The organism is Mycobacterium sp. MAA66 (assembly GCF_041261665.1).
GTDB lineage: Bacteria > Actinomycetota > Actinomycetes > Mycobacteriales > Mycobacteriaceae > Mycobacterium.
In genome coordinates this window covers 387190-407554 of sequence record NZ_JBGCCC010000002.1, presented here as the reverse complement: position 1 = coordinate 407554, position 20365 = coordinate 387190, and the positions used below count along the sequence as shown (strand labels likewise).

The window sequence follows — 20365 nt, the reverse complement described above, 5'->3', positions numbered from 1 at the left end:
CCTAGAGAATCATGGGAATTCGCAAGTACAAGCCGACGACCCCCGGTCGTCGCGGTTCGAGCGTCTCCGATTTCGCCGAGATCACTCGTTCGACCCCGGAGAAGTCGCTGGTCCGCCCGCTGCACAGCACGGGTGGTCGTAACGCCCACGGCCGCATCACCACGCGGCACAAGGGTGGCGGCCACAAGCGCGCCTTCCGCGTCATCGACTTCCGTCGCCACGACAAGGACGGCGTCAACGCCAAGGTCGCGCACATCGAGTACGACCCGAACCGCACCGCGAACATCGCACTGCTGCACTTCGTGGACGGCGAGAAGCGCTACATCCTCGCCCCCAAGGACCTCAAGCAGGGCGACGTCATCGAGTCGGGCCCCAACGCCGACATCAAGCCGGGTAACAACCTGCCGATGCGCAACATCCCGGCCGGTACCGTCATCCACTCCGTGGAGCTGCGGCCGGGTGGTGGCGCCAAGCTGGCCCGTGCGGCCGGTGTCAGCGTCCAGCTGCTCGGTAAGGAAGGCGCCTACGCCACGCTGCGTATGCCCTCGGGTGAGATCCGTCGCGTCGACGTGCGCTGCCGCGCCACCGTCGGCGAGGTCGGCAACGCCGAGCAGGCGAACATCAACTGGGGCAAGGCCGGCCGTATGCGCTGGAAGGGCAAGCGCCCGACCGTCCGTGGTGTCGTGATGAACCCGGTCGACCACCCGCACGGTGGTGGTGAGGGCAAGACCTCCGGTGGTCGCCACCCGGTCAGCCCGTGGGGTAAGCCCGAGGGCCGTACCCGCAAGCCGAACAAGCCGAGCGACAAGCTCATCGTCCGACGCCGGCGCACCGGCAAGAACAAGCGCTAGGCCGGAAAGGAATAGACGATGCCTCGCAGCCTCAAAAAGGGTCCGTTCGTCGACGACCATCTGCTCAAGAAGGTCGACGTTCAGAACGAGAAGAACACCAAGCAGGTCATCAAGACCTGGTCCCGTCGGTCGACCATCATCCCCGACTTCATCGGTCACACCTTCGCCGTCCACGACGGCCGTAAGCACGTGCCGGTGTTCGTCAGCGAGGCGATGGTTGGGCACAAGCTGGGCGAGTTCGCTCCGACGAGGACCTTCAAGGGTCACATCAAGGACGACCGGAAGAGCAAGCGCCGCTAATGACTACCGTTACTGAATACCCGTCTGCGACGGCGAAGGCGCGCTTCGTGCGCGTCTCGGCCAGCAAGGCCCGCCGGGTCATCGACCTGGTCCGCGGCAAGAGCGTCGAAGAGGCGCTCAACATCCTGCGGTGGGCACCTCAGGGCGCCAGCGAGACGGTCGCCAAGGTGATCGCCAGCGCTGCGGCCAACGCCCAGAACAACGAAGGCCTGGACCCGTCGACCCTGGTGGTCGCCGCGGTCTTTGCCGACGAAGGCCCGACTGCCAAGCGCATCCGTCCGCGCGCCCAGGGGCGTGCGTACCGGATCCGTAAGCGCACCAGCCACATCACGGTGATCGTGGAGAGCCGGCCCGCTAAGGACAAGGGTTCTCAGGGTGCGCCGGCCGGCGCCGCTCGCGCTCGTCGCGCCCAGGGCAGCAAGGCTGCCGCCGCTAAGACCGAGACGAAGGGAGGCTCGGAGTAGTGGGCCAGAAGATCAACCCGCACGGCTTCCGCCTCGGCATCACCACCGAATGGAAGTCCCGCTGGTACGCAGACAAGCAGTACGCGGACTACGTCAAGGAAGACGTCGCGATCCGCAAGCTGCTGGCCACCGGCCTGGAGCGTGCCGGTATCGCCGACGTGGAGATCGAGCGCACCCGTGACCGGGTCCGCGTTGACATCCACACCGCGCGTCCCGGCATCGTCATCGGTCGCCGTGGCACCGAGGCCGACCGCATCCGCACCGACCTGGAGAAGCTGACCGGCAAGCAGGTTCAGCTGAACATCCTCGAGGTCAAGCAGCCGGAGGCAGTTGCGCAGTTGGTGGCCCAGGGTGTGGCCGAGCAGCTGAGCAACCGTGTCGCGTTCCGTCGTGCCATGCGCAAGGCGATCCAGTCGGCCATGCGTCAACCCAACGTCAAGGGCATCCGGGTGCAGTGCTCGGGCCGCCTCGGTGGCGCTGAGATGAGCCGCTCGGAGTTCTACCGTGAAGGTCGCGTGCCGCTGCACACGCTGCGCGCCGACATTGACTACGGCCTGTACGAGGCCAAGACCACATTCGGCCGTATCGGCGTGAAGGTGTGGATCTACAAGGGTGACATCGTCGGTGGTAAGCGTGAGCTGACTGCCGCCGCTCCCGCTGCCGACCGTCCTCGTCGGGATCGTCCGTCGGGTACTCGGCCGCGTCGCAGCGGTTCGTCGGGCACCACGGCGACGAGCACCGAGGCCGGCCGCGCCGCGGATGTCGCTGTTGAGACCGCTCCTGCTGCCGAAGCTGCCACGGAAGCAACGGAGAGCTAAGCATGCTGATTCCCCGTAAGGTCAAGCACCGCAAGCAGCACCACCCGGAGCAGCGCGGTATCGCCAGTGGCGGCACCTCGGTCAGCTTCGGTGACTACGGCATCCAGGCCCTGGGCCACGCCTACATCACCAACCGGCAGATCGAGTCCGCTCGTATTGCCATCAACCGGCACATCAAGCGTGGCGGCAAGGTCTGGATCAACATCTTCCCGGACCGTCCGCTGACCAAGAAGCCCGCCGAGACCCGCATGGGTTCGGGTAAGGGTTCGCCGGAGTGGTGGGTCGCCAACGTCAAGCCGGGCCGCGTGCTCTTCGAGCTGAGCTACCCCGACGAGGCGGTCGCCCGGGAGGCACTCACCCGCGCGATCCACAAGTTGCCGATCAAGGCCCGCATTATCACCCGAGAGGAGAACTTCTGATGGCTGTGGGAGTTTCGCCCGGTGAACTGCGTGAGCTCACCGAGGAAGAGTTGATCACCAAGCTGCGGGAGTCGAAGGAAGAGCTGTTCAACCTTCGCTTCCAGATGGCCACCGGTCAGCTGTCGAACAATCGCCGGCTTCGTGTCGTGCGTCAGGAGATCGCGCGGGTCTACACCGTCCTGCGTGAACGAGAGTTGGGCCTGGCGTCCGGGCCGGTTGGTAAGGATTAGTAATGGCTGAGAAAACTGCGAAAGAAGCCGGCCCCAAGCACACGCCGGCCACCGAGAAGCCGCGTGGCCGTCGTAAGACCGCCATCGGTTACGTGGTGAGCGACAAGATGCAGAAGACCATCGTGGTCGAGCTGGAATCGCGCAAGAGCCACCCGCTCTACGGCAAGATCATCCGGACCACCACCAAGGTCAAGGCACACGATGAGAACGAGACCGCCGGTATCGGCGACCGCGTCTCGCTGATGGAGACCCGTCCGACCTCGGCCACCAAGCGCTGGCGCCTGGTCGAGGTGCTCGAGAAGGCCAAGTAGGCCTTCGACTTCGAGGTTCGCGAGTCCCTCGCGAAGAGTTGCACAACTGCCCCTTTTCTTCGGAAGAGGGGCAGTTTTGTGTCTGCTCGCGTGCCGAGCGCGTCCCCGGCCTCCCGGTGCGATTATCGCGGCCGTCAATTTCTGTGTCGCGGTTCAGTTCGCGGGTGTAATCTCGCCGGCGATCGCCGAGACTGGCGACGTCGACCGGGACGGGGCGTCATGGCAACGGAGTTTCAGGGCAAGATCGAACTCGACATTCGCGATTCGGAGCCCGACTGGGGTCCGTACGCCGCGCCGACCGCGCCGGCGGATGCGCCCAATGTGCTCTATCTGGTGTGGGACGACACCGGCATCGCCACCTGGGACAGCTTCGGCGGACTGGTCGAGATGCCGGCCATGCGCCGGATCGCCGACAAGGGCGTGCGCCTGTCCCAGTTCCACACCACCGCGCTGTGCTCGCCGACGCGAGCGTCGCTGCTCACCGGACGTAACGCCACTTCTGTGGGTATGGCGACCATCGAGGAATTCACCGACGGCTTCCCGAACTGCAACGGACGCATACCTTTTGAGACGGCATTGCTGTCCGAGGTCCTCGCCGAGCGCGGGTGGAACACCTACTGCGTCGGAAAATGGCATCTGACCCCGCTCGAGGAATCCAACCTCGCTTCGACGAAACGGCACTGGCCGCTGGCCCGTGGCTTCGAGCGGTTCTACGGGTTCATGGGCGGCGAGACCGACCAGTGGTACCCGGACCTGGTGTACGACAACCACCCGGTTGCTCCGCCGGCCACTCCGGAAGAGGGCTACCACCTGTCGAAAGACCTGGCGGACAAGACCATCGAGTTCATTCAGGACGCCAAGGTGATCGCCCCGGACAAGCCGTGGTTCTCCTACGTGTGTCCCGGTGCCGGGCATGCTCCGCACCACGTGTTCACCGAGTGGGCCGACAAGTACGCCGGCAAGTTCGACATGGGTTACGAGCGCTACCGCGAGATCGTGCTGGAGAACCAGAAGCGGCTCGGCATCGTCCCGCCCGACACGGAGCTCTCACCGATCAACCCGTACCTGGATACCAAGGGGCCGGGCGGGGAACCGTGGCCGTGGCAGGATACGGTGCGGCCCTGGGACGGGTTGAGCGACGATGAGAAGCGGTTGTTCGCCCGGTTCGCCGAGGTGTTCGCCGGATTCCTGTCCTACACCGATGCGCAGATCGGCCGGATCCTCGACTACCTGGAGGAGTCCGGGCAGCTCGACAACACCGTCATCGTGGTCATCTCGGACAACGGGGCCAGTGGTGAAGGTGGGCCCAACGGCTCGGTCAACGAGGTCAAGTTCTTCAACGGTTACATCGACACCGTCGAAGAGAACCTGCGCTATTTCGACAGCCTCGGTTCGCCCGATACCTACAACCACTATCCGATCGGCTGGGCGATGGCGTTCAACACGCCCTACAAGCTGTTCAAGCGCTACGCGTCGCATGAGGGCGGCATCGCAGACACCGCGATCATCAGCTGGCCCAACGGAATTGCGGCGCATGGCGAGGTCCGGGACAACTACGTGAACGTCTCCGACATCACCCCGACGGTCTATGAACTGCTCGGTATCGAAGCGCCCGCCGAGGTGCGCGGCGTCCCGCAGCGACCGCTGGAAGGCGTGAGTTTCAAAGCGGCGCTGGACAATCCGACCGCCGACACCGGCAAGACCACGCAGTTCTACACCATGCTCGGCACTCGTGGTATCTGGCACGACGGCTGGTTCGCCAACACCGTTCACGCCGCCACCCCGTCGGGTTGGTCGAACTTCGACAAAGACCGCTGGGAACTGTTCCACATCGAGTCCGACCGCAGCCAATGCCACGACCTGGCCGCCGAGAACCCGGCGAAACTGGCTGAACTGCAAGAGTTGTGGTTCAGCGAGGCGGCGAAGTACAGCGGGCTGCCGCTGGCCGACCTCAACATCCTCGAGACGATGACGCGCGAGCGGCCCTACCTGTCCCGGGATCGGCAGAACTTCACCTACTACCCGGGCACCGCCGAGGTGGGTATCGGCGCCTGCGTCGAACTGCGCGGTCAGTCCTACTCGATCCTGGCCGAAGTCGACGTCGAGTCCGCCGACGCGAAGGGTGTACTGGTCAAACACGGCGCCGGTCACGGCGGGCATGTGCTGTTCGTCCAGGACGGCCGGCTGCACTACGTCTACAACTTCATGGGCGAAGACGAACAGGAACTGTCCGCACCGGACCCGTTACCGCTGGGCCGGCACGTGTTGGGTGTGCGGTACAACCGCACCGGGACCGTGGAAGGCAGCCACACTCCGCTGGGCACGGTCGAATTGCACATCGACGACACAGTGGTGGCGACTCGCGACGGCGTGCGGACCCACCCGGGCATGTTCGGTCTGAGTGGCGGCGGGGTGGCGGTAGGACGCAACGATGGCCAGCCGGTGTCGAGCCACTACGCGGCGCCCTACCCGTTCACCGGCGGTACCATCGCCAAGGTGGTTTTCGATGTGTCGGGTGCGCCGTACGTGGATGTGGAACGGGAGCTGGCACGGGCTTTCTCGAAGGACTGAATGACGCTGACCCGTTTGATCGAGCTGTCGGGCGGGGAGTTCCCGATGGGGTCGAACAGCTTCTATCCCGAGGAACGTCCGGCTCGCGGGGCGTCGGTGTCGTCGTTCGCCATCGAAGAGCACCCCGTGACCAATGCCCAGTTCGCCGAATTCGTGGCGGATACCGGCTATCTGACGGTCGCCGAGCGCCCGATGGATCCGGCGCTGTATCCCGGTGTGGCGCAGGAAGATCTGGCGCCCGGTGCGTTGGTGTTCCGGCCGGCCCCGGGGCCGGTGGACCTGCGGGACTGGCGGCAGTGGTGGGACTGGGCCCCGGGCGCATGCTGGCGGCATCCGTTCGGAGCGGACAGTGTGTGGGAGGACCGCGCAGACCATCCCGTCGTGCAAGTGGCCTACACCGATGCGCTGGCCTATGCGCACTGGGCCGGCCGCCGACTTCCGACCGAGGCGCAATGGGAATACGCCGCCCGCGGCGGCACCGAGACCACATACGCCTGGGGTGAGGAGTCCTCGCCCGGCGGCCGGTTGATGGCCAACACCTGGCAGGGCCGGTTCCCGTACCAGAACAGGGGTGCGCTGGGTTGGGTCGGGACATCGCCGGTGGGGGCGTTCCCGCGCAATGGGTTCGGGCTTGCCGACATGATCGGCAACGTCTGGGAGTGGACGACGACGCCGTTCTCCGGTCCGGTGTCGGAGGCGCCCGCGTGCTGCCCGCCGGCTCAGCCGGACCCGGGTGTCACGCAGGCCCTCAAAGGTGGCTCGCACCTGTGCGCGCCCGAGTACTGCCACCGGTATCGCCCGGCCGCTCGGTCACCGCAGTCGCAGGACAGCGCGACGACGCACATCGGCTTCCGCTGCGTCGGCTGACGTTCAAACGGACAACCGGGCCGATCTGCGCGACCAAATCCGGCCATGTCGTCGATCTCGACGCAGCAGACCTCAGATTCAGCGCGATTCGATTCCTGTGAATTTGGTCTGTGTTGCTCCACGATGACCCTGACATCGGGCGACAGGAGAGTGTGATGACCGAATCAGGAGCGGTCCGCGGCCGGCTGAGCCGTATCGGAACCGATTGGTGGGCAACGATTATCGGCGTTGGGGTGGCGGTCTTGGCGGTTGCCGAGCTGCTGCCGAAGATCGGTTGGTGACGGGCGTGAGTATCGAAGCGACAGACACCGCCGGCCAGGTCGAGCCGGGGGCAGAGACCGAAGCCGAGCACACCGGCGCGCGACGATTCGTCGACTACCTGCCGGGACTGCTGCTGCTCGTGGCAGTCGGCTTGGCCGGCAAGTACGCCGAAGTCGGCTGGTTGTCACTGGCCAAGCATCAGCACTGGCGGGTCCCCGACATCGAATACGTGCTGTGGGCCATCGTGATCGGCCTGGTGATCACCAATACCGTTGGCCTGCATCGGGTTTTCCGGCCGGGTGTGGCTACCTACGAGTTCTGGCTGAAGATCGGCATCGTGCTGCTGGGCTCGCGCTTCGTCCTCGGTGACGTCCTCAAACTGGGCGGGGTCAGCCTGGTGCAGATCCTGGTGGATATGACGGTCGCCGGGGCCATCATCATCGGCGCGGCCCGGCTGTTCGGGCTGTCCGGCAAGCTCGGCTCGCTGTTGGCCATCGGCACCTCTATCTGCGGGGTGTCGGCGATCATCGCGGCCAAAGGTGCCATCCGGGCGCGCAATTCGGACGTCAGCTATGCCATTGCGTCGATTCTCGCGCTGGGTGCGGTAGCACTGTTCGTCCTGCCGCCGCTGGGCCATGCCATCGGTCTGACCGACCACGAGTTCGGGTTGTGGGCCGGCCTCGCGGTGGACAACACCGCCGAGACCACCGCCACCGGATATCTGTATTCGGACCAAGCCGGCAAGATCGCCGTCCTGGTCAAGTCCGTACGCAACGCGCTCATCGGATTCGTCGTGCTCGGATTCGCCATCTACTGGGCGGCCAAGGGCGAGGCCGACGCCGTGGCAACCGGCGTGCGGGCTCGGGCCACGTTCGTCTGGCAGAAGTTCCCCAAGTTCGTGCTGGGGTTCCTCGCCGTCTCGGGCATTGTCACGGCGGGCCTGCTGAGCAAGGGACAGATCACCAACCTGGCCAATTTGTCGAAGTGGGCGTTCCTGCTGACCTTCGCCGGGGTCGGTTTGTCCACCGATTTCCGGCAGATCGCCCGCACCGGCTGGCGTCCGTTGGTGGTCGCGGTCATCGGCCTGGTCGTGGTGGCTTTGGTCTCGCTGGGCCTGGTGCTCGTGACCACCCGGGTGCTGGGCTGGGGGACCACCTAGCCCCCGTCAATCGCCGCGAGATCGACGAAGTGGTTGCTGCCATCGACTGGCAGCGGCCATTTCGTCGTTTTCGGGGTGCCTGCGAGCCGCAAATCCGCAGCAATTTGGCTATCTGCAGGTCATCGCCTAAGCTCTAGGGGTTGCCTTGGGCAGACCTCGGTTATCGGCTGTGTCCGCGTGCTCTTCGAGTACACGCTCATCGACGAGAACCCTGCGTGCCTTTCGGTAACAAAGACCGCGTACGTCGAGCAGTTTCGTGCTGCTCGTCGTGCACAGATATCGAGGAGATCGAGTGATTCAGCAGGAATCGCGACTGAAGGTCGCCGACAACACGGGCGCCAAGGAGATCTTGTGCATCCGCGTTCTCGGCGGTTCGTCGCGGCGCTATGCCGGGATCGGCGACATCATCGTGGCGACCGTCAAGGACGCCATCCCGGGCGGCAACGTCAAGCGCGGTGATGTGGTCAAGGCCGTCGTGGTGCGCACCGTCAAGGAACGTCGTCGTCCGGACGGCAGCTACATCAAGTTCGATGAGAACGCCGCCGTGATCATCAAGAACGACAACGACCCCCGCGGCACCCGCATCTTCGGGCCGGTCGGTCGTGAACTGCGCGAGAAGAAGTTCATGAAGATCGTCTCGCTGGCTCCGGAGGTTTTGTAAATGAAGGTCCACAAGGGCGACACCGTTCTTGTCATCGCCGGCAAGGACAAGGGTGCCAAGGGCAAGGTCATCGAGGCCTACCCGACCCGCAACAAGGTCCTGGTCGAGGGCGTCAACCGGATCAAGAAGCACACCGCGGTCTCGACCAACGAGCGTGGCGCTTCCTCCGGCGGCATCGTCACCCAGGAGGCCGCGATCCACGTCTCCAACGTGATGGTGGTGGACTCGGACGGCCAGCCGACCCGCATCGGCTACCGAGTCGACGAAGAGAGCGGCAAGAAGGTTCGCATCTCGAAGCGCAATGGCAAGGACATCTGAGATGACCACAGTGGAAAAGGTTCAGCCGCGGCTGAAGACGCGCTACCGCGAAGAGATCCGCGACGCGCTGAACAACGAGTTCAAGTACGCCAACGTCATGCAGATCCCGGGCGTGGTGAAGGTCATCGTCAACATGGGTGTCGGTGACGCCGCCCGTGACGCCAAGCTGATCAACGGCGCGGTCAACGACCTGGCCCTGATCACCGGCCAGAAGCCGGAGATCCGCAAGGCCACCAAGTCGATCGCTCAGTTCAAGCTGCGCGAGGGCATGCCGATCGGCGCCCGCGTCACGCTGCGCAACGACCGGATGTGGGAGTTCCTGGACCGGCTGATCTCGATCGCACTGCCGCGTATCCGCGACTTCCGCGGCCTCTCGGCCAAGCAGTTCGACGGCAACGGCAACTACACCTTTGGTCTGACCGAGCAGTCGATGTTCCACGAGATCGACGTGGACTCGATCGACCGGCCGCGGGGTATGGACATCACCGTCGTCACCTCGGCGACCACCGATGACGAAGGCCGTGCGTTGCTGCGGGCCCTGGGCTTCCCGTTCAAGGAGAACTGAGTAATGGCAAAGAAGGCACTGGTCAACAAGGCCAACAAGAAGCCGAAGTTCGCCGTGCGCGGGTACACCCGCTGCAACAGGTGCGGTCGTCCGCACGCCGTGTTCCGCAAGTTCGGCCTGTGCCGGATCTGCCTGCGCGAGATGGCACACGCCGGCGAACTGCCGGGTGTGCAGAAGTCCAGCTGGTAATTCCGCCGGAACCCAGGACCAAAAGACCATTTAGAAAGGCGCGGAAGGCCTCCCAATCCATTCGATGGGGCGGAACCGCCGCGAGGAAGGTGAGCCGGCTGTCATGACCATGACGGATCCGATCGCAGACTTCTTGACACGTCTGCGCAACGCCAACTCGGCGTACCACGACGAGGTGACCCTGCCGCACTCGAAGATCAAGGCGAACATCGCTGAGATCCTCAAGCGCGAGGGTTACATCACTGACTACCGCACCGAGGACGCCCGTGTGGGCAAGAGCCTCGTTGTGTCGCTGAAGTACGGCCCGAGCCGCGAGCGCAGCATCGCCGGTCTCCGCCGGGTGTCCAAGCCCGGTCTGCGGGTGTACGCGAAATCCACCAACCTGCCGCGGGTGCTGGGTGGCCTTGGCGTGGCGATCATCTCCACGTCCACGGGTCTGCTCACCGACCGCCAGGCAGCTCGACAAGGCGTGGGCGGCGAAGTCCTCGCTTACGTCTGGTAGGGGGCAGAAAACATGTCGCGTATTGGTAAGCAGCCGGTCCTGGTTCCCGCCGGGGTCGATGTGACCATCGAAGGGCAGAACGTCGCGGTCAAGGGGCCCAAGGGCACCCTGGTGCTCGACGTTGCCGAGCCCATCGAGGTTTCCCGCAATGACGAGGGCGCCATCGTGGTGTCCCGTCCCAACGACGAGCGTCGCAACCGCTCGTTGCACGGTCTGTCGCGCACCCTGATCGCCAACCTGGTGACCGGTGTGACGCAGGGCTACGTCACCAAGATGGAGATCTTCGGTGTCGGTTACCGCGTGCAGGCCAAGGGCTCGAACCTGGAGTTCGCGCTCGGCTACAGCCACCCGGTGCTGATCGAGGCTCCCGAGGGCATCACGTTCGCCGTCGAGACCCCGACCAAGTTCTCGGTGTCCGGCATCGACAAGCAGAAGGTCGGCCAGATCTCGGCCGTCATCCGCCGCCTGCGTCGCCCCGACCCTTACAAGGGCAAGGGCATTCGCTACGAGGGTGAGACGATCCGCCGCAAGGTCGGAAAGACAGGTAAGTAAGCAATGGCTAACACTGAAACTGCCAAGCGTAAGCCGTTGGGCAAGAACGTTTCCGAGACCCGTCGGGTGGCGCGTCTGCGCCGTCACTCCCGGCTGCGCAAGAAGGTCGCCGGTACCGCCGAGCGTCCGCGCCTGATGGTCAACCGCAGCTCGCGGCACATCCACGTCCAGCTCATCGACGACCTGTCCGGCACCACGCTGGCCGCCGCGTCGTCGATCGAGGCAGACGTGCGTGCCGTCGAGGGTGACAAGAAGGCCGTCAGCACCCGGGTCGGTCAGCTGATCGCCGAGCGCGCCAAGGCCGCGGGCATCTCCGAGGTCGTCTTCGACCGCGGTGGCTACACCTACGGCGGCCGGATCGCCGCCCTCGCCGACGCTGCGCGAGAAGGCGGGTTGGCGTTCTGATGACTTACTTCACCAACGGAAGGACTGCATGATGGCCGAGCAGGCTAATGGAGCCGGGGCCAACAGCGAGTCCCGTGGCGGACGTTCCGACGATCGTCGGGGCCGTCGTGACGACCGCGGTGGTCGCGGTGGTCGCGACAACGCCGAGAAGAGTAACTACATCGAGCGCGTTGTCACCATCAACCGTGTCTCGAAGGTGGTCAAGGGCGGTCGGCGCTTCAGCTTCACCGCGCTGGTGATCGTCGGCGACGGCCACGGCATGGTGGGTGTCGGCTACGGCAAGGCCAAGGAAGTTCCGGCCGCCATCGCCAAGGGCGTCGAGGAGGCCCGCAAGGGCTTCTTCCGGGTTCCGCTGATCGGTGGCACCATCGTGCACCCGGTGCAGGGCGAAGCCGCTGCCGGTGTCGTGATGCTGCGTCCGGCCAGTCCGGGTACCGGTGTGATCGCCGGTGGCGCGGCGCGTGCGGTGCTGGAATGCGCCGGCGTGCACGACATCCTGGCCAAGTCGCTGGGCAGCGACAACGCGATCAACGTGGTGCACGCCACCGTTGCCGCGCTGAAGCAGCTGCAGCGTCCGGAAGAAGTGGCGGCCCGTCGTGGCCTGCCCATCGAAGATGTTGCGCCGGCCGGCATGCTGCGGGCCCGGCGTGAGGCTGAAGCGCTGGCCGCATCGGCAGCGCGTGAAGGATCGGCATAACTCATGGCTGAAGTGAAGATCACCCAGGTGCGCGGCACCGTGGGTGCCCGGTGGAAGCAGCGCGAGAGCCTGCGCACACTGGGACTGCGAAAGATCCGCCAGTCCGTCGTTCGCGAGGACAACGCGCAGACCCGTGGTCTGCTCGCGGTGGTTGCCCACCTCGTTACCGTTGAGGAGGCGTAAATGAGCGTCATCAAGCTGCACGACCTGAAGCCTGCTGCCGGGTCCAAGAAGGCCAAGACCCGTGTCGGTCGCGGTGAGGGCTCCAAGGGTAAGACCTCCGGCCGCGGTACCAAGGGCACCAAGGCCCGCAAGAACGTCCCCGTGACGTTCGAGGGTGGCCAGATGCCGATCCACATGCGGCTGCCGAAGCTCAAGGGCTTCCGTAACCGCTTCCGCACCGAGTACGCGGTGGTGAACGTCGGCGACATCGCCAAGGCGTTCCCGGCCGGCGGCTCGGTCGGTGTGGACGAGCTGGTGGCCAAGGGCCTGGTCCGCAAGAACGTTCTGGTGAAGGTTCTTGGCGACGGCAAGCTGGGCGTCAAGATCGACGTCACCGCCAACAAGTTCAGCGGTAGCGCCCGTGAGGCGATCACCGCTGCCGGCGGTAGCGCCACCGAGCTGTAACTTTTCTGCGCGAGCAGACGCGAAAACCCCCGATTCCGCAAGGAATTGGGGGTTTTTGCTATGGGTACCGCGGGACTGCTCGTGAGCTCAGATCTGCGGACGGGCGCCGAGGGTGTCGTGGAAGAGAGCCTGGCGCAGAGCCAGTTCGCGCGGATCGCTGACCAGGTGGAAGCCGAGCCGGTTCATCACGTAGCCGAAGCCGACTCCCGTGTCGGGGTCGGCGAATCCGAATGAGCCGCCGAAGCCGGGTGTGCCGAAAGCCCGCGACGACGAGCCGAACACCATGCGGGGGAACTGTTTACAGAAGCCGAGAGCGTATGCGCTGTCCATGCGCATGACCATGTCCCGCGCGCCGCCGGACGGAATGCGGGACGGTGCGGTCAAGGATTTGAAGACCTTCGGCGTGAAGCCCAATCCGGTCCCGCGCACGGCCGCGTGGCCGTACAGCTGAGCCAGAGATCGTGCGGCGCCGGTGCCGTTGGCCGACGGGATCTCGACCCGGCGCACATCCTCGCGGTTGTAATCCCCCCGATAGGGGTCGACGTCGGCCGGGATCGCCGCGGACCGCGCCAACAGCCCAGCCGGGTTGAGGCTGCCCAGCAGGAACCCGGCCGGCATGACATCGAGGTGACTCAGGACCTCGTGCCGTTTCCACTGGTGCAGGGTCGCCACCCGGGTCCGGTCCAGGGTGTCGGGCAGGCCGATGTACAGGTCCAGTCCGAGCGGACCGGCGATCTCGTCGGCCAGGTAGCGCCCCAGCGTGCGGCCGTCGGTGCGGCGGATCAGCTCGGACTCGTACCAGCCGATGGTGATGGCGTGGTAGCCGTGCCGGGTGCCGGGCGTCCACGCGGGCTTCTGCGCGGCCAGGATCGGTGAAAGGCGGGCCGGATCGGCGATGTCTGCGAGAGTCGGATTCGGCGAGAGCGCGCACAGGCCGGCCTGGTGCGCCAACAGTTGGCGGACGGTGACCTCACCCTTGCCGTGTTGCACGAACTCGGGCCAGTGGTCGGTCACCTTGTCGTCGTAGTCCAGCAGTCCCTTCGAGACGGCATGTGCGACGCACAGCGCCGCAACACCTTTCGTCGAGGAGAACATGTTGACCAGGGCGTCGCCCTGCCAAGGCGACAGCGTCCGGCCGTCGCGGTAGCCGCCCCACATGTCGACCACCTTGCGGCCGTCCCGGTACACCGATACCGCGGCACCGACTTCGTGTCCGGCCGCGAAGTTGGCGCGGAACGCGTCGGCCACCTTGCCGTAGCCCTCGTCGGCGTCGCCGTGGATCAGCTTCGGTGGGACGTCGACCTTGAGCACCATGAGGTGATTCTGTAACGGATTCGCGTGCGGGTAGACGTCATTGCCCCAAACCCGTGGGGGATTTGGGTGTCGGCCGCCCGGCTGGCTAGAAGCCCCTCCAGATTCCGGGCATGCCGCCGCGCGGGAAGGTGCCGTAGCCATAGCCGCTGCCAGGCCAGAAGATGTCGGGATAGTCATCCTCCGGCGCCGAAGCGCACGCAGAATGAGGTCCGGACCCCGCGGAGAACTGGCAGCTTTGGTCGCTTCCGGGCTGCGCTTGAGCGGGTGCGGTGCCGACAGTCGATACTGCGACGGTCATCATCACCAGCGGCGCTAGATACTTGATTCTCGCCATGAGAGCTCCCGATGAGCAGATGGAACTCGAGCATAACGCCGCTCTGCGGCCGCCGAGAGCGGAACGCGATCGACGATCACGAGATCGACCTGGTGGCCGGTTCTACTTGCACTTTGCGACCTAGTTGTCCGGTTCGGCAGATGGGTAGTCTCGTGGGATGCGTTCTTTCCTGCCCGGGCTGCCCGGTCCCGACGAGCTGCGTGCGATCGTCCGCAAAGTCGACACTGCGCGTCACCACGGCGTGCCCAGCGGTTGCGTCCTCGAACTGGACCTGCAGGCCGTGCCGCCGGAGACCGCAGGCTTCGACCCGGTGGCCCTGGTCATGGGGCACTCCCGGCCGCTGATGCTGCGCGAGGTGGTCGCCGCCATTCACCGTGCGGCCGAGGACGATCGGGTGGCCGGCCTGATCGCGCGGGTCCAATTGCCCGCTGCCGCAGCCGGTCCGGTGCAGGAGCTACGCGAAGCCATCGCCGCGTTCAGTGCAGTCAAGCCGTCGATCGCGTGGGCCGAGACCTACCCGGGCACTATGTCGTACTACCTGGCCTCGGCATTCCGCGAGGTGTGGATGCAGCCGTCGGGCACCGTCGCGCTGGTCGGCTTCGCCACCAACGCCATGTTCCTGCGCGATGCGTTCGACAAGGCCGGCATCGAAGCGCAGTTCGTCGCCCGCGGCGAGTACAAGTCGGCGGCGAACATGTTCACCCAGGACAGCTACACCGCACCGCACCGCGAGGCCGACAGCCGGCTCATCGAAAGCCTGCACAGCCAGGTATTGGCCGCCATCGCCGAGTCGCGGGCCATCGACGCCAGTGAGCTCGACGCGCTCGTCGACCGTGCACCGTTGCTGCGCGACGACGCGGTGGCGGCAAACCTGTTGGACCGCATCGGTTTCCGGGACGAGGCATACGGCCGGCTGTGCGAATTGGCCGGTGGTGCAACGCAAGCCGATGCCAAGGACGCCCCGCCGCGACTGTTCCTGGGCCGCTACGCCCATGCCACCGCCGGCCACGCGTTGCCCGAAGTGCCGTCCATCCCTGGCCTTAAGAAGAAGCCCACCATCGCCGTGGTCACCCTGCACGGCGCGATCGTCAGTGGCCGGGGCGGACCGTCGGTCTTTCCTCCCGGTCCATCCAGCGCCGGCGGCGACACCATCGCGGCAGCGCTGCGCGAAGCCGCCGCCGACGACGAGGTGCAAGCCGTTGTGCTGCGGGTGGACAGCCCCGGCGGTGCGGTGACCGGCTCGGAGACCATCTGGCGCGAGGTGGTGCGGCTCCGTGAGGCGGGGAAACCCGTTGTCGCATCGATGGGTTCGGTGGCCGCGTCGGGCGGCTACTACGTCTCGATGGCCGCCGACCACATCGTCGCCAACTCCGGCACCATCACCGGGTCGATCGGTGTGGTGACCGGCAAGCTGGTCACCAAGGGGCTCAAGGAACGTCTCGGTGTCGGCTCGGATTCGGTGCGCACCAACGACAATGCTGATGCCTGGTCGGCGAACCAGCCATTCACCGAGGCCCAGCACGCCCATGTGGTGGCCGAGGCCGACCTGTTCTACACCGACTTTGTGCACCGGGCCGCGCAGGGCCGGAAGATGACCGCGGATGCCGTCGACCAGGTGGCCCGCGGACGGGTGTGGACCGGTGCCGACGCCAAGGAACACGGGCTGGTCGACGAACTCGGCGGACTGCGTACAGCGGTGCGCAGGGCCAAGGTGTTGGCCGGCCTGGATGCGGACACCTCGGTCAAGCTGGTCAACTACCCGGGCTCGTCCCTGCTGGACTACCTGCGGCCCAAGTCCTCGTCGCAGCCCGCCGCCGCATCGTTGCCCGACGCGGTGGCGGCACTGTTGGGTCGCTCGTTGGCCGGCGCACTCGGCCAGGTCGAGCGCTCGGTGAACGGGGTCAGCGCGCTCTGGTTGGGTGACCACCGTTTCTGACCGGACGAGTTAGCCGCCGCCGGCCGGTCAGCCCAAAGTGCCGCTGATGTAGACGATTTCGCCCATCGGATCCTGATCGCGCATATGCGGTACCGCTAGGCCGTACCGGGCGAACAGATCCGACCGGGCGATGCCGGTCATCTGCCAGCCTTTGTCGGCCAGATAGTCGGTGGCCGAGTGCCGTTCGCCGTGGTAGATCAGCGACGGCATGTCGATGTTCAACCCGATCTGGCTGAATCCGGCCGCCGCGGCTCGCGCCTTGTCCGGGTCGAAATCCTTGAGCCCGGGCACGAATTCGGTAGCCAGGGTGCTGCCGGGCGCGCTGAGGTCGTCGATGTTGTCGAACAGCTTGTCCTGTGCTTCGGGCGGCAGATAGATCAACAGGCCCTCGGCGATCCAGGCGGTCGGTGCCGAGGGGTCAAAACCGTTGTCCTTCAACGCCGTGACCCAGTCCTCGCGCAGGTCGATCGATACCGTGCGGCGGTCTGTGGTCGGGGCGGCGCCCAACTCGGTCAGTGTCTGGGTCTTGAACGCGATGACCTCGGGCTGGTCGATCTCGTAGACGACGGTGCCGGCCGGCCAGGGCAACCGGTAGGCGCGAGCGTCCAGTCCGGATGCCAGGATGACCGCCTGCCTGATACCGCCATCGGTGGACGTCACGAAGAAGTCGTCGAAGAACTTGGTGCGCACGGCCATCTCATCGATGTTGGCGCGTGCCCGCTCGGCGGCGTCCGGGGCGAATGACTCGATGGTCTCCAAGGTCAATTCACCGTCGACCATCTTGGTGAATGCGTCGATCCCCACTGCCCGTACCAGCGGCGCCGCAAACGGGTCGTTGATCAACCCGTGCGGCGCCGTGCTGGCGATGGCCCGCCCCGCTGCCACCAGCGTGGCGGTCGCGCCGACGCTCGATGCCAGATCCCAGCTGTCGCCGTCAACCCGTGCCATACCGCCTCATTTCAGCCGTGCGAACAGATAAAACACCAGATGACGTCGCTCTTCGACGAGCCCGCCATCACCGCTGCTGAGTCAGTACCGCACGGACGTATTTGAGGTCGCCGAAGGCCCGTGACATTTCGTCGTCGGGAAACTCGAAAGCGTTGGCGGCGTAGGCATCTGCCATCGAGATCGCGGTGACGTCCCAGCCGTGGCCGTCCAGGTAGTCGACTACGTGATTGCGATCGCCCTGATAGATCAGGTCGGTCATCTCGATGTTCGAGCCGAGCGCTTTCATCCGCTCGCTCATCAACTTGTGCCTGTCGTCGTCGAAAGTGGACATGTCGCCGATCTGCTCGCAGGCCACGAAGCTGCCCGGCGCCGACAGCGCGGTGATGTTGTCGAACAGCTTGTCCTGTGCTTCGGGCGGCAGATAGATCAACAGGCCCTCGGCGATCCAGGCGGTCGGTGCCGACGGGTCAAAACCGTTGTCCTTCAACGCCGTGACCCAGTCCTCGCGCAGGTCGATCGATACCGCGCGGCGGTCTGTGGTCGGGGCGGCGCCCAACTCGGTCAGCGTCTGGGTCTTGAACGCGATGACCTCGGGCTGGTCGATCTCGTAGACGACGGTGCCGGCCGGCCAGGGCAACCGGTAAGCCCGGGCGTCCAGTCCCGCAGCCAGGATGACCGCCTGCCGGACCCCGGCGGCCGCGGCATCGGTGAACACCTGGTCGAAGAACCGGGTCCGTACCGTCATGCCCTCGGCGGCGCGGCGCGGGGTGAAATTCGGGTCGACGTCTTCGAGTTTGAGCTCGCCGTCCAGGGCCTTGGTGAAAAAGTCCAGGCCGACGGCCCGCACCAGCGGCTCGGCGAATGGATCGTCGATCAACTGCTCACGGTGGGCCAGAGCGCGCTGCCCCGCCACCATGGTGGCGGTGGCGCCGACGCTGGAGGCCAGGTCCCAGGAATCGCCGTCTGTACGTGCCATGTTCTGCAGCTCCTTAGTTCTTGGTGGCGGTCACGGCAAGCGAATTGCGCAGTGCCAGGTTGTCTTCGGTATCGGGGAAGGTGCGGCCGTACTCGGCGAATATCTCGGGCCGCGGTCGGGAGGTGCTCTGCCATCCGTGGCCGTCGAGGTAGTCGACCACCGAGTTGCGTTCGCCCTGGTACCAGAGGTCCGAGAGGTTCAGATCCAGGCCGTTCTCCCGCCACCGGTCACTCATCGACTCGCTGCGCTGCCGCATCGCCGCTCCGTGGTCGGTGTGGTATTCGGTCGCCAGCCGGCTGCCCGGCGCGGACAGCGTGTTGATGTTGTCGAACAGCTTGTCCTGGGCTTCCGACGGCAGATAGATCAGCAGTCCTTCGGCGCTCCACGCCGTCGGCGCCGACGGATCGAAGCCGGCGCCCTTCAGTGCGGCCGGCCAGTCCTCACGCAGATCGATCGCCACCGTGCGCCGTTCGCAGGTCGGGGAGGCCCCGATCTGTGTCATGGTCGCAGTCTTGGCGCCGATCACCTCGGGCTGGTCGATCTCGTAGACGACGGTGCCGGCCGGCCAGGACAGCCGGTAGGCCCGCGAATCCAGGCCGGAGGCCAGAATGACGGCTTGGCGGATGCCCGAGGCGGTCGCGTCGACAAAGAAATCGTCGAAGAACTTGGTGCGCACGGCCATCATCGAGGTCATCATCGTGGCCACGTCGCCGACGTCACCGTCGATCTCGATCTCACCGTCGAGCAGTTTGACGAAGAACTCCACGCCCACGGCTCGCACCAGCGGATCGGCGTACGGGTCGTGGATCAGCGGTTCGGCTTCCCGGCTGGCCAGCGCACGGGCGGCGGCCACCATGGTGGCGGTGGCCCCGACGCTGGAGGCCAGGTCCCAGGTGTCGGTATCGGTACGTGCCATCGAACGCTCCTGTCCTTCTACTTCTTCGCGGTGATGTAGGCGACCACGCCGAAAGTGGCCTGGTCATCACTGTCCGAATCGATCTCAATGGGTGGCAGGCCGTTGCGGACCAGCAGGTCATTGGCGCTGACAGCGGTGGTCTGCCAGTCGTGGCCCTGCAGATAGGTCGTGACGTCGGCGCGCTCTCCCAGGTAGACCAATTCGGTGAAGTCCAGGTCGAAACCGTGCTGCTGCCAGCTGTCCGACATCGCCTTCATACGTTCGCGTGCCTTGTCCTGGTCCGCGGCCTGTACGGCCGGCACGCCTTCGGCGCCGAACCAGCTGCCGGGTGCACTGAGCTCGGAAGCCTGATCCAGCAGGCGGTCTTGGGCCTCGGGCGGCAGGTAGCCGAACAGTCCCTCGGCGATCCAGGCGGTCGGCTGGCCGGCGTCGAAACCTGCGGCCCGCAGCGCGGCCGGCCAGTCGTCGCGGAGGTCGATCGGCACCGTGCGGCGGCCGGTGGTCGGCGCGGCGCCCAGGTGGGCCAGGGCCCGGGCCTTGAATTCGAGCACCTCGGGCTGGTCGATCTCGTAGACGATGGTGCCGGCCGGCCAGGACAGCCGGTAGGCCCGGGAATCCAAACCGGAGGCCAGGATCACGGCCTGGCGGATCCCGGCGGCGCCGGCGTCGTGGAAGAAGTCATCGAAGAACCGGGTGCGGGCGGCCATGCCGTTGGCGAACTGGGCCATCCCGGACCCGTCGGCGGCGAGTTGTTCGAAATTGGTGGTGCCGTCGACCAGTTTGGTGAAGAACTCGACGCCGACGGCGCGCACCAGGGGAGCGGCGAACGGGTCGTCGATGATCGGATCTTCTGCTTTGGTCGCGACGGCACGAGCGGCTGCGACCATGGTGGCGGTGGCGCCCACGCTGGAGGCCAGATCCCAGGTGTCGTTATCGGTGCGAGGCATGTCGGTTCCCCATAATCCACAGGTAGTTAGCTTGTGTAACAACTCGTGGCCGACTGTACGCCTCAAATCTGAATGAACGGTCCGGGCGAAGCGGATGCAGGACCAGCGGGGGTCAACTGTTATTCTCGGAGACTGATTTGACGACGCGACGGTGCAGGCCACGGACCCTGCCGCTGACCGCGTACGACGTAACCACACGCTGGACTTGACCAGCCCCATCGGCACGC

General features: G+C 65.8%; 28 protein-coding genes. 22 read left to right on the top strand and 6 right to left on the bottom strand.

From position 1 onward, the window contains the following. Window positions 1-11 precede the first annotated feature (11 nt). From rplB to rplO, 21 genes are all read left to right on the top strand, one after another. Window positions 12-851 (top strand): 50S ribosomal protein L2, encoded by an 840-nt coding sequence (rplB, locus tag ABIA30_RS08490; protein ID WP_370064098.1) that lies wholly within the window; start codon window positions 12-14, stop codon window positions 849-851. 18 nt (window positions 852-869) lie between these two features. Then, window positions 870-1151 (top strand): 30S ribosomal protein S19, encoded by a 282-nt coding sequence (rpsS, locus tag ABIA30_RS08485; protein WP_043401734.1) that lies wholly within the window; start codon window positions 870-872, stop codon window positions 1149-1151. Beyond that, window positions 1151-1615, top strand: coding sequence for a 50S ribosomal protein L22 (rplV, locus tag ABIA30_RS08480; protein WP_370064096.1), 465 nt, complete (start codon window positions 1151-1153; stop codon window positions 1613-1615). The genes rpsS and rplV overlap by 1 nt, the downstream gene beginning before the upstream one ends. Next, window positions 1615-2433: a 30S ribosomal protein S3 gene (gene rpsC / locus ABIA30_RS08475; RefSeq protein ID WP_370064094.1), complete on the top strand. Its 819-nt coding sequence runs from the start codon at window positions 1615-1617 to the stop codon at window positions 2431-2433. The genes rplV and rpsC overlap by 1 nt, the downstream gene beginning before the upstream one ends. A 2-nt stretch (window positions 2434-2435) precedes the next feature. Continuing rightward, entirely contained in the window at window positions 2436-2852 is a 417-nt protein-coding gene (rplP, locus tag ABIA30_RS08470; RefSeq protein WP_370064092.1) for a 50S ribosomal protein L16, read from the top strand. Then, a complete protein-coding gene (rpmC, locus tag ABIA30_RS08465) occupies window positions 2852-3082 on the top strand; it encodes a 50S ribosomal protein L29 (RefSeq protein ID WP_370064090.1) in 231 nt (76 codons plus the stop codon). Before rplP ends, rpmC begins: the two co-directional genes overlap by 1 nt. Before the next feature lie 2 nt (window positions 3083-3084). Next, the gene (gene rpsQ / locus ABIA30_RS08460) at window positions 3085-3393 is read left to right on the top strand and encodes a 30S ribosomal protein S17 (protein ID WP_370064088.1); all 309 of its coding nucleotides are present in this window, start codon (window positions 3085-3087) and stop codon (window positions 3391-3393) included. Between the two features lie 219 nt (window positions 3394-3612). Next, complete coding sequence (locus ABIA30_RS08455) at window positions 3613-5964, top strand: arylsulfatase (RefSeq protein ID WP_370064086.1); 2352 nt, start codon at window positions 3613-3615, stop codon at window positions 5962-5964. Then, on the top strand, window positions 5965-6831 hold the full coding sequence (locus tag ABIA30_RS08450) for a formylglycine-generating enzyme family protein (RefSeq protein WP_370064084.1): 867 nt from the start codon (window positions 5965-5967) through the stop codon (window positions 6829-6831). 155 nt (window positions 6832-6986) lie between these two features. Further along, window positions 6987-7112, top strand: coding sequence for a hypothetical protein (locus tag ABIA30_RS08445; RefSeq protein ID WP_370064082.1), 126 nt, complete (start codon window positions 6987-6989; stop codon window positions 7110-7112). Then, window positions 7109-8251 carry a YeiH family protein gene (locus ABIA30_RS08440; RefSeq protein WP_370064080.1) on the top strand — a complete coding sequence of 381 codons (1143 nt, stop codon included), beginning with the start codon at window positions 7109-7111 and terminating at the stop codon, window positions 8249-8251. Before ABIA30_RS08445 ends, ABIA30_RS08440 begins: the two co-directional genes overlap by 4 nt. 292 nt (window positions 8252-8543) lie before the next feature. Next, complete coding sequence (gene rplN / locus ABIA30_RS08435) at window positions 8544-8912, top strand: 50S ribosomal protein L14 (protein ID WP_020101420.1); 369 nt, start codon at window positions 8544-8546, stop codon at window positions 8910-8912. Further along, the gene (gene rplX / locus ABIA30_RS08430; protein WP_370064078.1) at window positions 8913-9230 is read left to right on the top strand and encodes a 50S ribosomal protein L24; all 318 of its coding nucleotides are present in this window, start codon (window positions 8913-8915) and stop codon (window positions 9228-9230) included. A gap of 1 nt (window position 9231) precedes the next feature. After that, window positions 9232-9795, top strand: a complete 564-nt coding sequence (gene rplE, locus ABIA30_RS08425; protein ID WP_370064076.1) for a 50S ribosomal protein L5 — start codon at window positions 9232-9234, stop codon at window positions 9793-9795. Window positions 9796-9798: 3 nt separating this feature from the next. After that, window positions 9799-9984, top strand: coding sequence for a type Z 30S ribosomal protein S14 (locus ABIA30_RS08420; RefSeq protein ID WP_020109913.1), 186 nt, complete (start codon window positions 9799-9801; stop codon window positions 9982-9984). A gap of 103 nt (window positions 9985-10087) precedes the next feature. After that, window positions 10088-10486 (top strand): 30S ribosomal protein S8, encoded by a 399-nt coding sequence (gene rpsH, locus ABIA30_RS08415; RefSeq protein WP_370064074.1) that lies wholly within the window; start codon window positions 10088-10090, stop codon window positions 10484-10486. A 12-nt stretch (window positions 10487-10498) separates the two neighbouring features. Beyond that, window positions 10499-11038, top strand: a complete 540-nt coding sequence (gene rplF / locus ABIA30_RS08410) for a 50S ribosomal protein L6 (protein WP_370064072.1) — start codon at window positions 10499-10501, stop codon at window positions 11036-11038. A 3-nt stretch (window positions 11039-11041) separates the two neighbouring features. Then, window positions 11042-11443 carry a 50S ribosomal protein L18 gene (gene rplR, locus ABIA30_RS08405; RefSeq protein WP_370064070.1) on the top strand — a complete coding sequence of 134 codons (402 nt, stop codon included), beginning with the start codon at window positions 11042-11044 and terminating at the stop codon, window positions 11441-11443. Window positions 11444-11474: 31 nt separating this feature from the next. After that, window positions 11475-12140 carry a 30S ribosomal protein S5 gene (gene rpsE, locus ABIA30_RS08400; protein ID WP_370064067.1) on the top strand — a complete coding sequence of 222 codons (666 nt, stop codon included), beginning with the start codon at window positions 11475-11477 and terminating at the stop codon, window positions 12138-12140. 3 nt (window positions 12141-12143) lie between these two features. After that, on the top strand, window positions 12144-12323 hold the full coding sequence (gene rpmD, locus ABIA30_RS08395; protein ID WP_370064065.1) for a 50S ribosomal protein L30: 180 nt from the start codon (window positions 12144-12146) through the stop codon (window positions 12321-12323). Further along, the gene (rplO, locus tag ABIA30_RS08390) at window positions 12324-12767 is read left to right on the top strand and encodes a 50S ribosomal protein L15 (protein ID WP_370064063.1); all 444 of its coding nucleotides are present in this window, start codon (window positions 12324-12326) and stop codon (window positions 12765-12767) included. Between the two features lie 87 nt (window positions 12768-12854). On the opposite strand, the gene ABIA30_RS08385 is transcribed toward rplO, so the two are convergent. Beyond that, the gene (locus tag ABIA30_RS08385; protein ID WP_370064061.1) at window positions 12855-14081 is read right to left on the bottom strand and encodes a serine hydrolase domain-containing protein; all 1227 of its coding nucleotides are present in this window, start codon (window positions 14079-14081) and stop codon (window positions 12855-12857) included. Between the two features lie 85 nt (window positions 14082-14166). Continuing rightward, window positions 14167-14415 (bottom strand): hypothetical protein, encoded by a 249-nt coding sequence (locus ABIA30_RS08380; protein ID WP_370064059.1) that lies wholly within the window; start codon window positions 14413-14415, stop codon window positions 14167-14169. Between the two features lie 157 nt (window positions 14416-14572). Here ABIA30_RS08380 and sppA point away from each other — a divergent pair, with 157 nt between their 5' ends. After that, window positions 14573-16351, top strand: a complete 1779-nt coding sequence (sppA, locus tag ABIA30_RS08375) for a signal peptide peptidase SppA (protein ID WP_370064057.1) — start codon at window positions 14573-14575, stop codon at window positions 16349-16351. 27 nt (window positions 16352-16378) lie between these two features. Here the strand turns inward: sppA and ABIA30_RS08370 are convergent, their stop codons facing one another. From ABIA30_RS08370 to ABIA30_RS08355, 4 genes are all read right to left on the bottom strand, one after another. Continuing rightward, on the bottom strand, window positions 16379-17299 hold the full coding sequence (locus ABIA30_RS08370; protein WP_370064055.1) for a class I SAM-dependent methyltransferase: 921 nt from the start codon (window positions 17297-17299) through the stop codon (window positions 16379-16381). A gap of 67 nt (window positions 17300-17366) precedes the next feature. Beyond that, complete coding sequence (locus ABIA30_RS08365; protein WP_370064054.1) at window positions 17367-18275, bottom strand: class I SAM-dependent methyltransferase; 909 nt, start codon at window positions 18273-18275, stop codon at window positions 17367-17369. A 13-nt stretch (window positions 18276-18288) separates the two neighbouring features. Then, window positions 18289-19191, bottom strand: coding sequence for a class I SAM-dependent methyltransferase (locus ABIA30_RS08360; protein WP_370064052.1), 903 nt, complete (start codon window positions 19189-19191; stop codon window positions 18289-18291). Window positions 19192-19208: 17 nt separating this feature from the next. Beyond that, window positions 19209-20138: a class I SAM-dependent methyltransferase gene (locus ABIA30_RS08355; protein WP_370064050.1), complete on the bottom strand. Its 930-nt coding sequence runs from the start codon at window positions 20136-20138 to the stop codon at window positions 19209-19211. Window positions 20139-20365: the final 227 nt, after the last annotated feature.

Coding starts and splice junctions, on each gene's coding strand:
- rplF (WP_370064072.1), top strand. CDS start 10,499: ATGTCGCGTATTGGTAAGCAGCCGGTCCTGGTTCCCGCCGGGGTCGAT.
- rpmD (WP_370064065.1), top strand. CDS start 12,144: ATGGCTGAAGTGAAGATCACCCAGGTGCGCGGCACCGTGGGTGCCCGG.
- rplB (WP_370064098.1), top strand. CDS start 12: ATGGGAATTCGCAAGTACAAGCCGACGACCCCCGGTCGTCGCGGTTCG.
- ABIA30_RS08385 (WP_370064061.1), bottom strand. CDS start 14,081: ATGGTGCTCAAGGTCGACGTCCCACCGAAGCTGATCCACGGCGACGCC.
- ABIA30_RS08370 (WP_370064055.1), bottom strand. CDS start 17,299: ATGGCACGGGTTGACGGCGACAGCTGGGATCTGGCATCGAGCGTCGGC.
- ABIA30_RS08420 (WP_020109913.1), top strand. CDS start 9,799: ATGGCAAAGAAGGCACTGGTCAACAAGGCCAACAAGAAGCCGAAGTTC.
- ABIA30_RS08355 (WP_370064050.1), bottom strand. CDS start 20,138: ATGCCTCGCACCGATAACGACACCTGGGATCTGGCCTCCAGCGTGGGC.
- rplX (WP_370064078.1), top strand. CDS start 8,913: ATGAAGGTCCACAAGGGCGACACCGTTCTTGTCATCGCCGGCAAGGAC.
- sppA (WP_370064057.1), top strand. CDS start 14,573: ATGCGTTCTTTCCTGCCCGGGCTGCCCGGTCCCGACGAGCTGCGTGCG.
- rpsH (WP_370064074.1), top strand. CDS start 10,088: ATGACCATGACGGATCCGATCGCAGACTTCTTGACACGTCTGCGCAAC.
- rpsQ (WP_370064088.1), top strand. CDS start 3,085: ATGGCTGAGAAAACTGCGAAAGAAGCCGGCCCCAAGCACACGCCGGCC.
- rplV (WP_370064096.1), top strand. CDS start 1,151: ATGACTACCGTTACTGAATACCCGTCTGCGACGGCGAAGGCGCGCTTC.
- rplE (WP_370064076.1), top strand. CDS start 9,232: ATGACCACAGTGGAAAAGGTTCAGCCGCGGCTGAAGACGCGCTACCGC.
- rpmC (WP_370064090.1), top strand. CDS start 2,852: ATGGCTGTGGGAGTTTCGCCCGGTGAACTGCGTGAGCTCACCGAGGAA.
- ABIA30_RS08365 (WP_370064054.1), bottom strand. CDS start 18,275: ATGGCACGTACAGACGGCGATTCCTGGGACCTGGCCTCCAGCGTCGGC.
- ABIA30_RS08360 (WP_370064052.1), bottom strand. CDS start 19,191: ATGGCACGTACCGATACCGACACCTGGGACCTGGCCTCCAGCGTCGGG.
- ABIA30_RS08450 (WP_370064084.1), top strand. CDS start 5,965: ATGACGCTGACCCGTTTGATCGAGCTGTCGGGCGGGGAGTTCCCGATG.
- ABIA30_RS08380 (WP_370064059.1), bottom strand. CDS start 14,415: ATGGCGAGAATCAAGTATCTAGCGCCGCTGGTGATGATGACCGTCGCA.
- rplR (WP_370064070.1), top strand. CDS start 11,042: ATGGCTAACACTGAAACTGCCAAGCGTAAGCCGTTGGGCAAGAACGTT.
- rpsE (WP_370064067.1), top strand. CDS start 11,475: ATGGCCGAGCAGGCTAATGGAGCCGGGGCCAACAGCGAGTCCCGTGGC.
- ABIA30_RS08445 (WP_370064082.1), top strand. CDS start 6,987: ATGACCGAATCAGGAGCGGTCCGCGGCCGGCTGAGCCGTATCGGAACC.
- ABIA30_RS08455 (WP_370064086.1), top strand. CDS start 3,613: ATGGCAACGGAGTTTCAGGGCAAGATCGAACTCGACATTCGCGATTCG.
- rplP (WP_370064092.1), top strand. CDS start 2,436: ATGCTGATTCCCCGTAAGGTCAAGCACCGCAAGCAGCACCACCCGGAG.
- rplO (WP_370064063.1), top strand. CDS start 12,324: ATGAGCGTCATCAAGCTGCACGACCTGAAGCCTGCTGCCGGGTCCAAG.
- rpsS (WP_043401734.1), top strand. CDS start 870: ATGCCTCGCAGCCTCAAAAAGGGTCCGTTCGTCGACGACCATCTGCTC.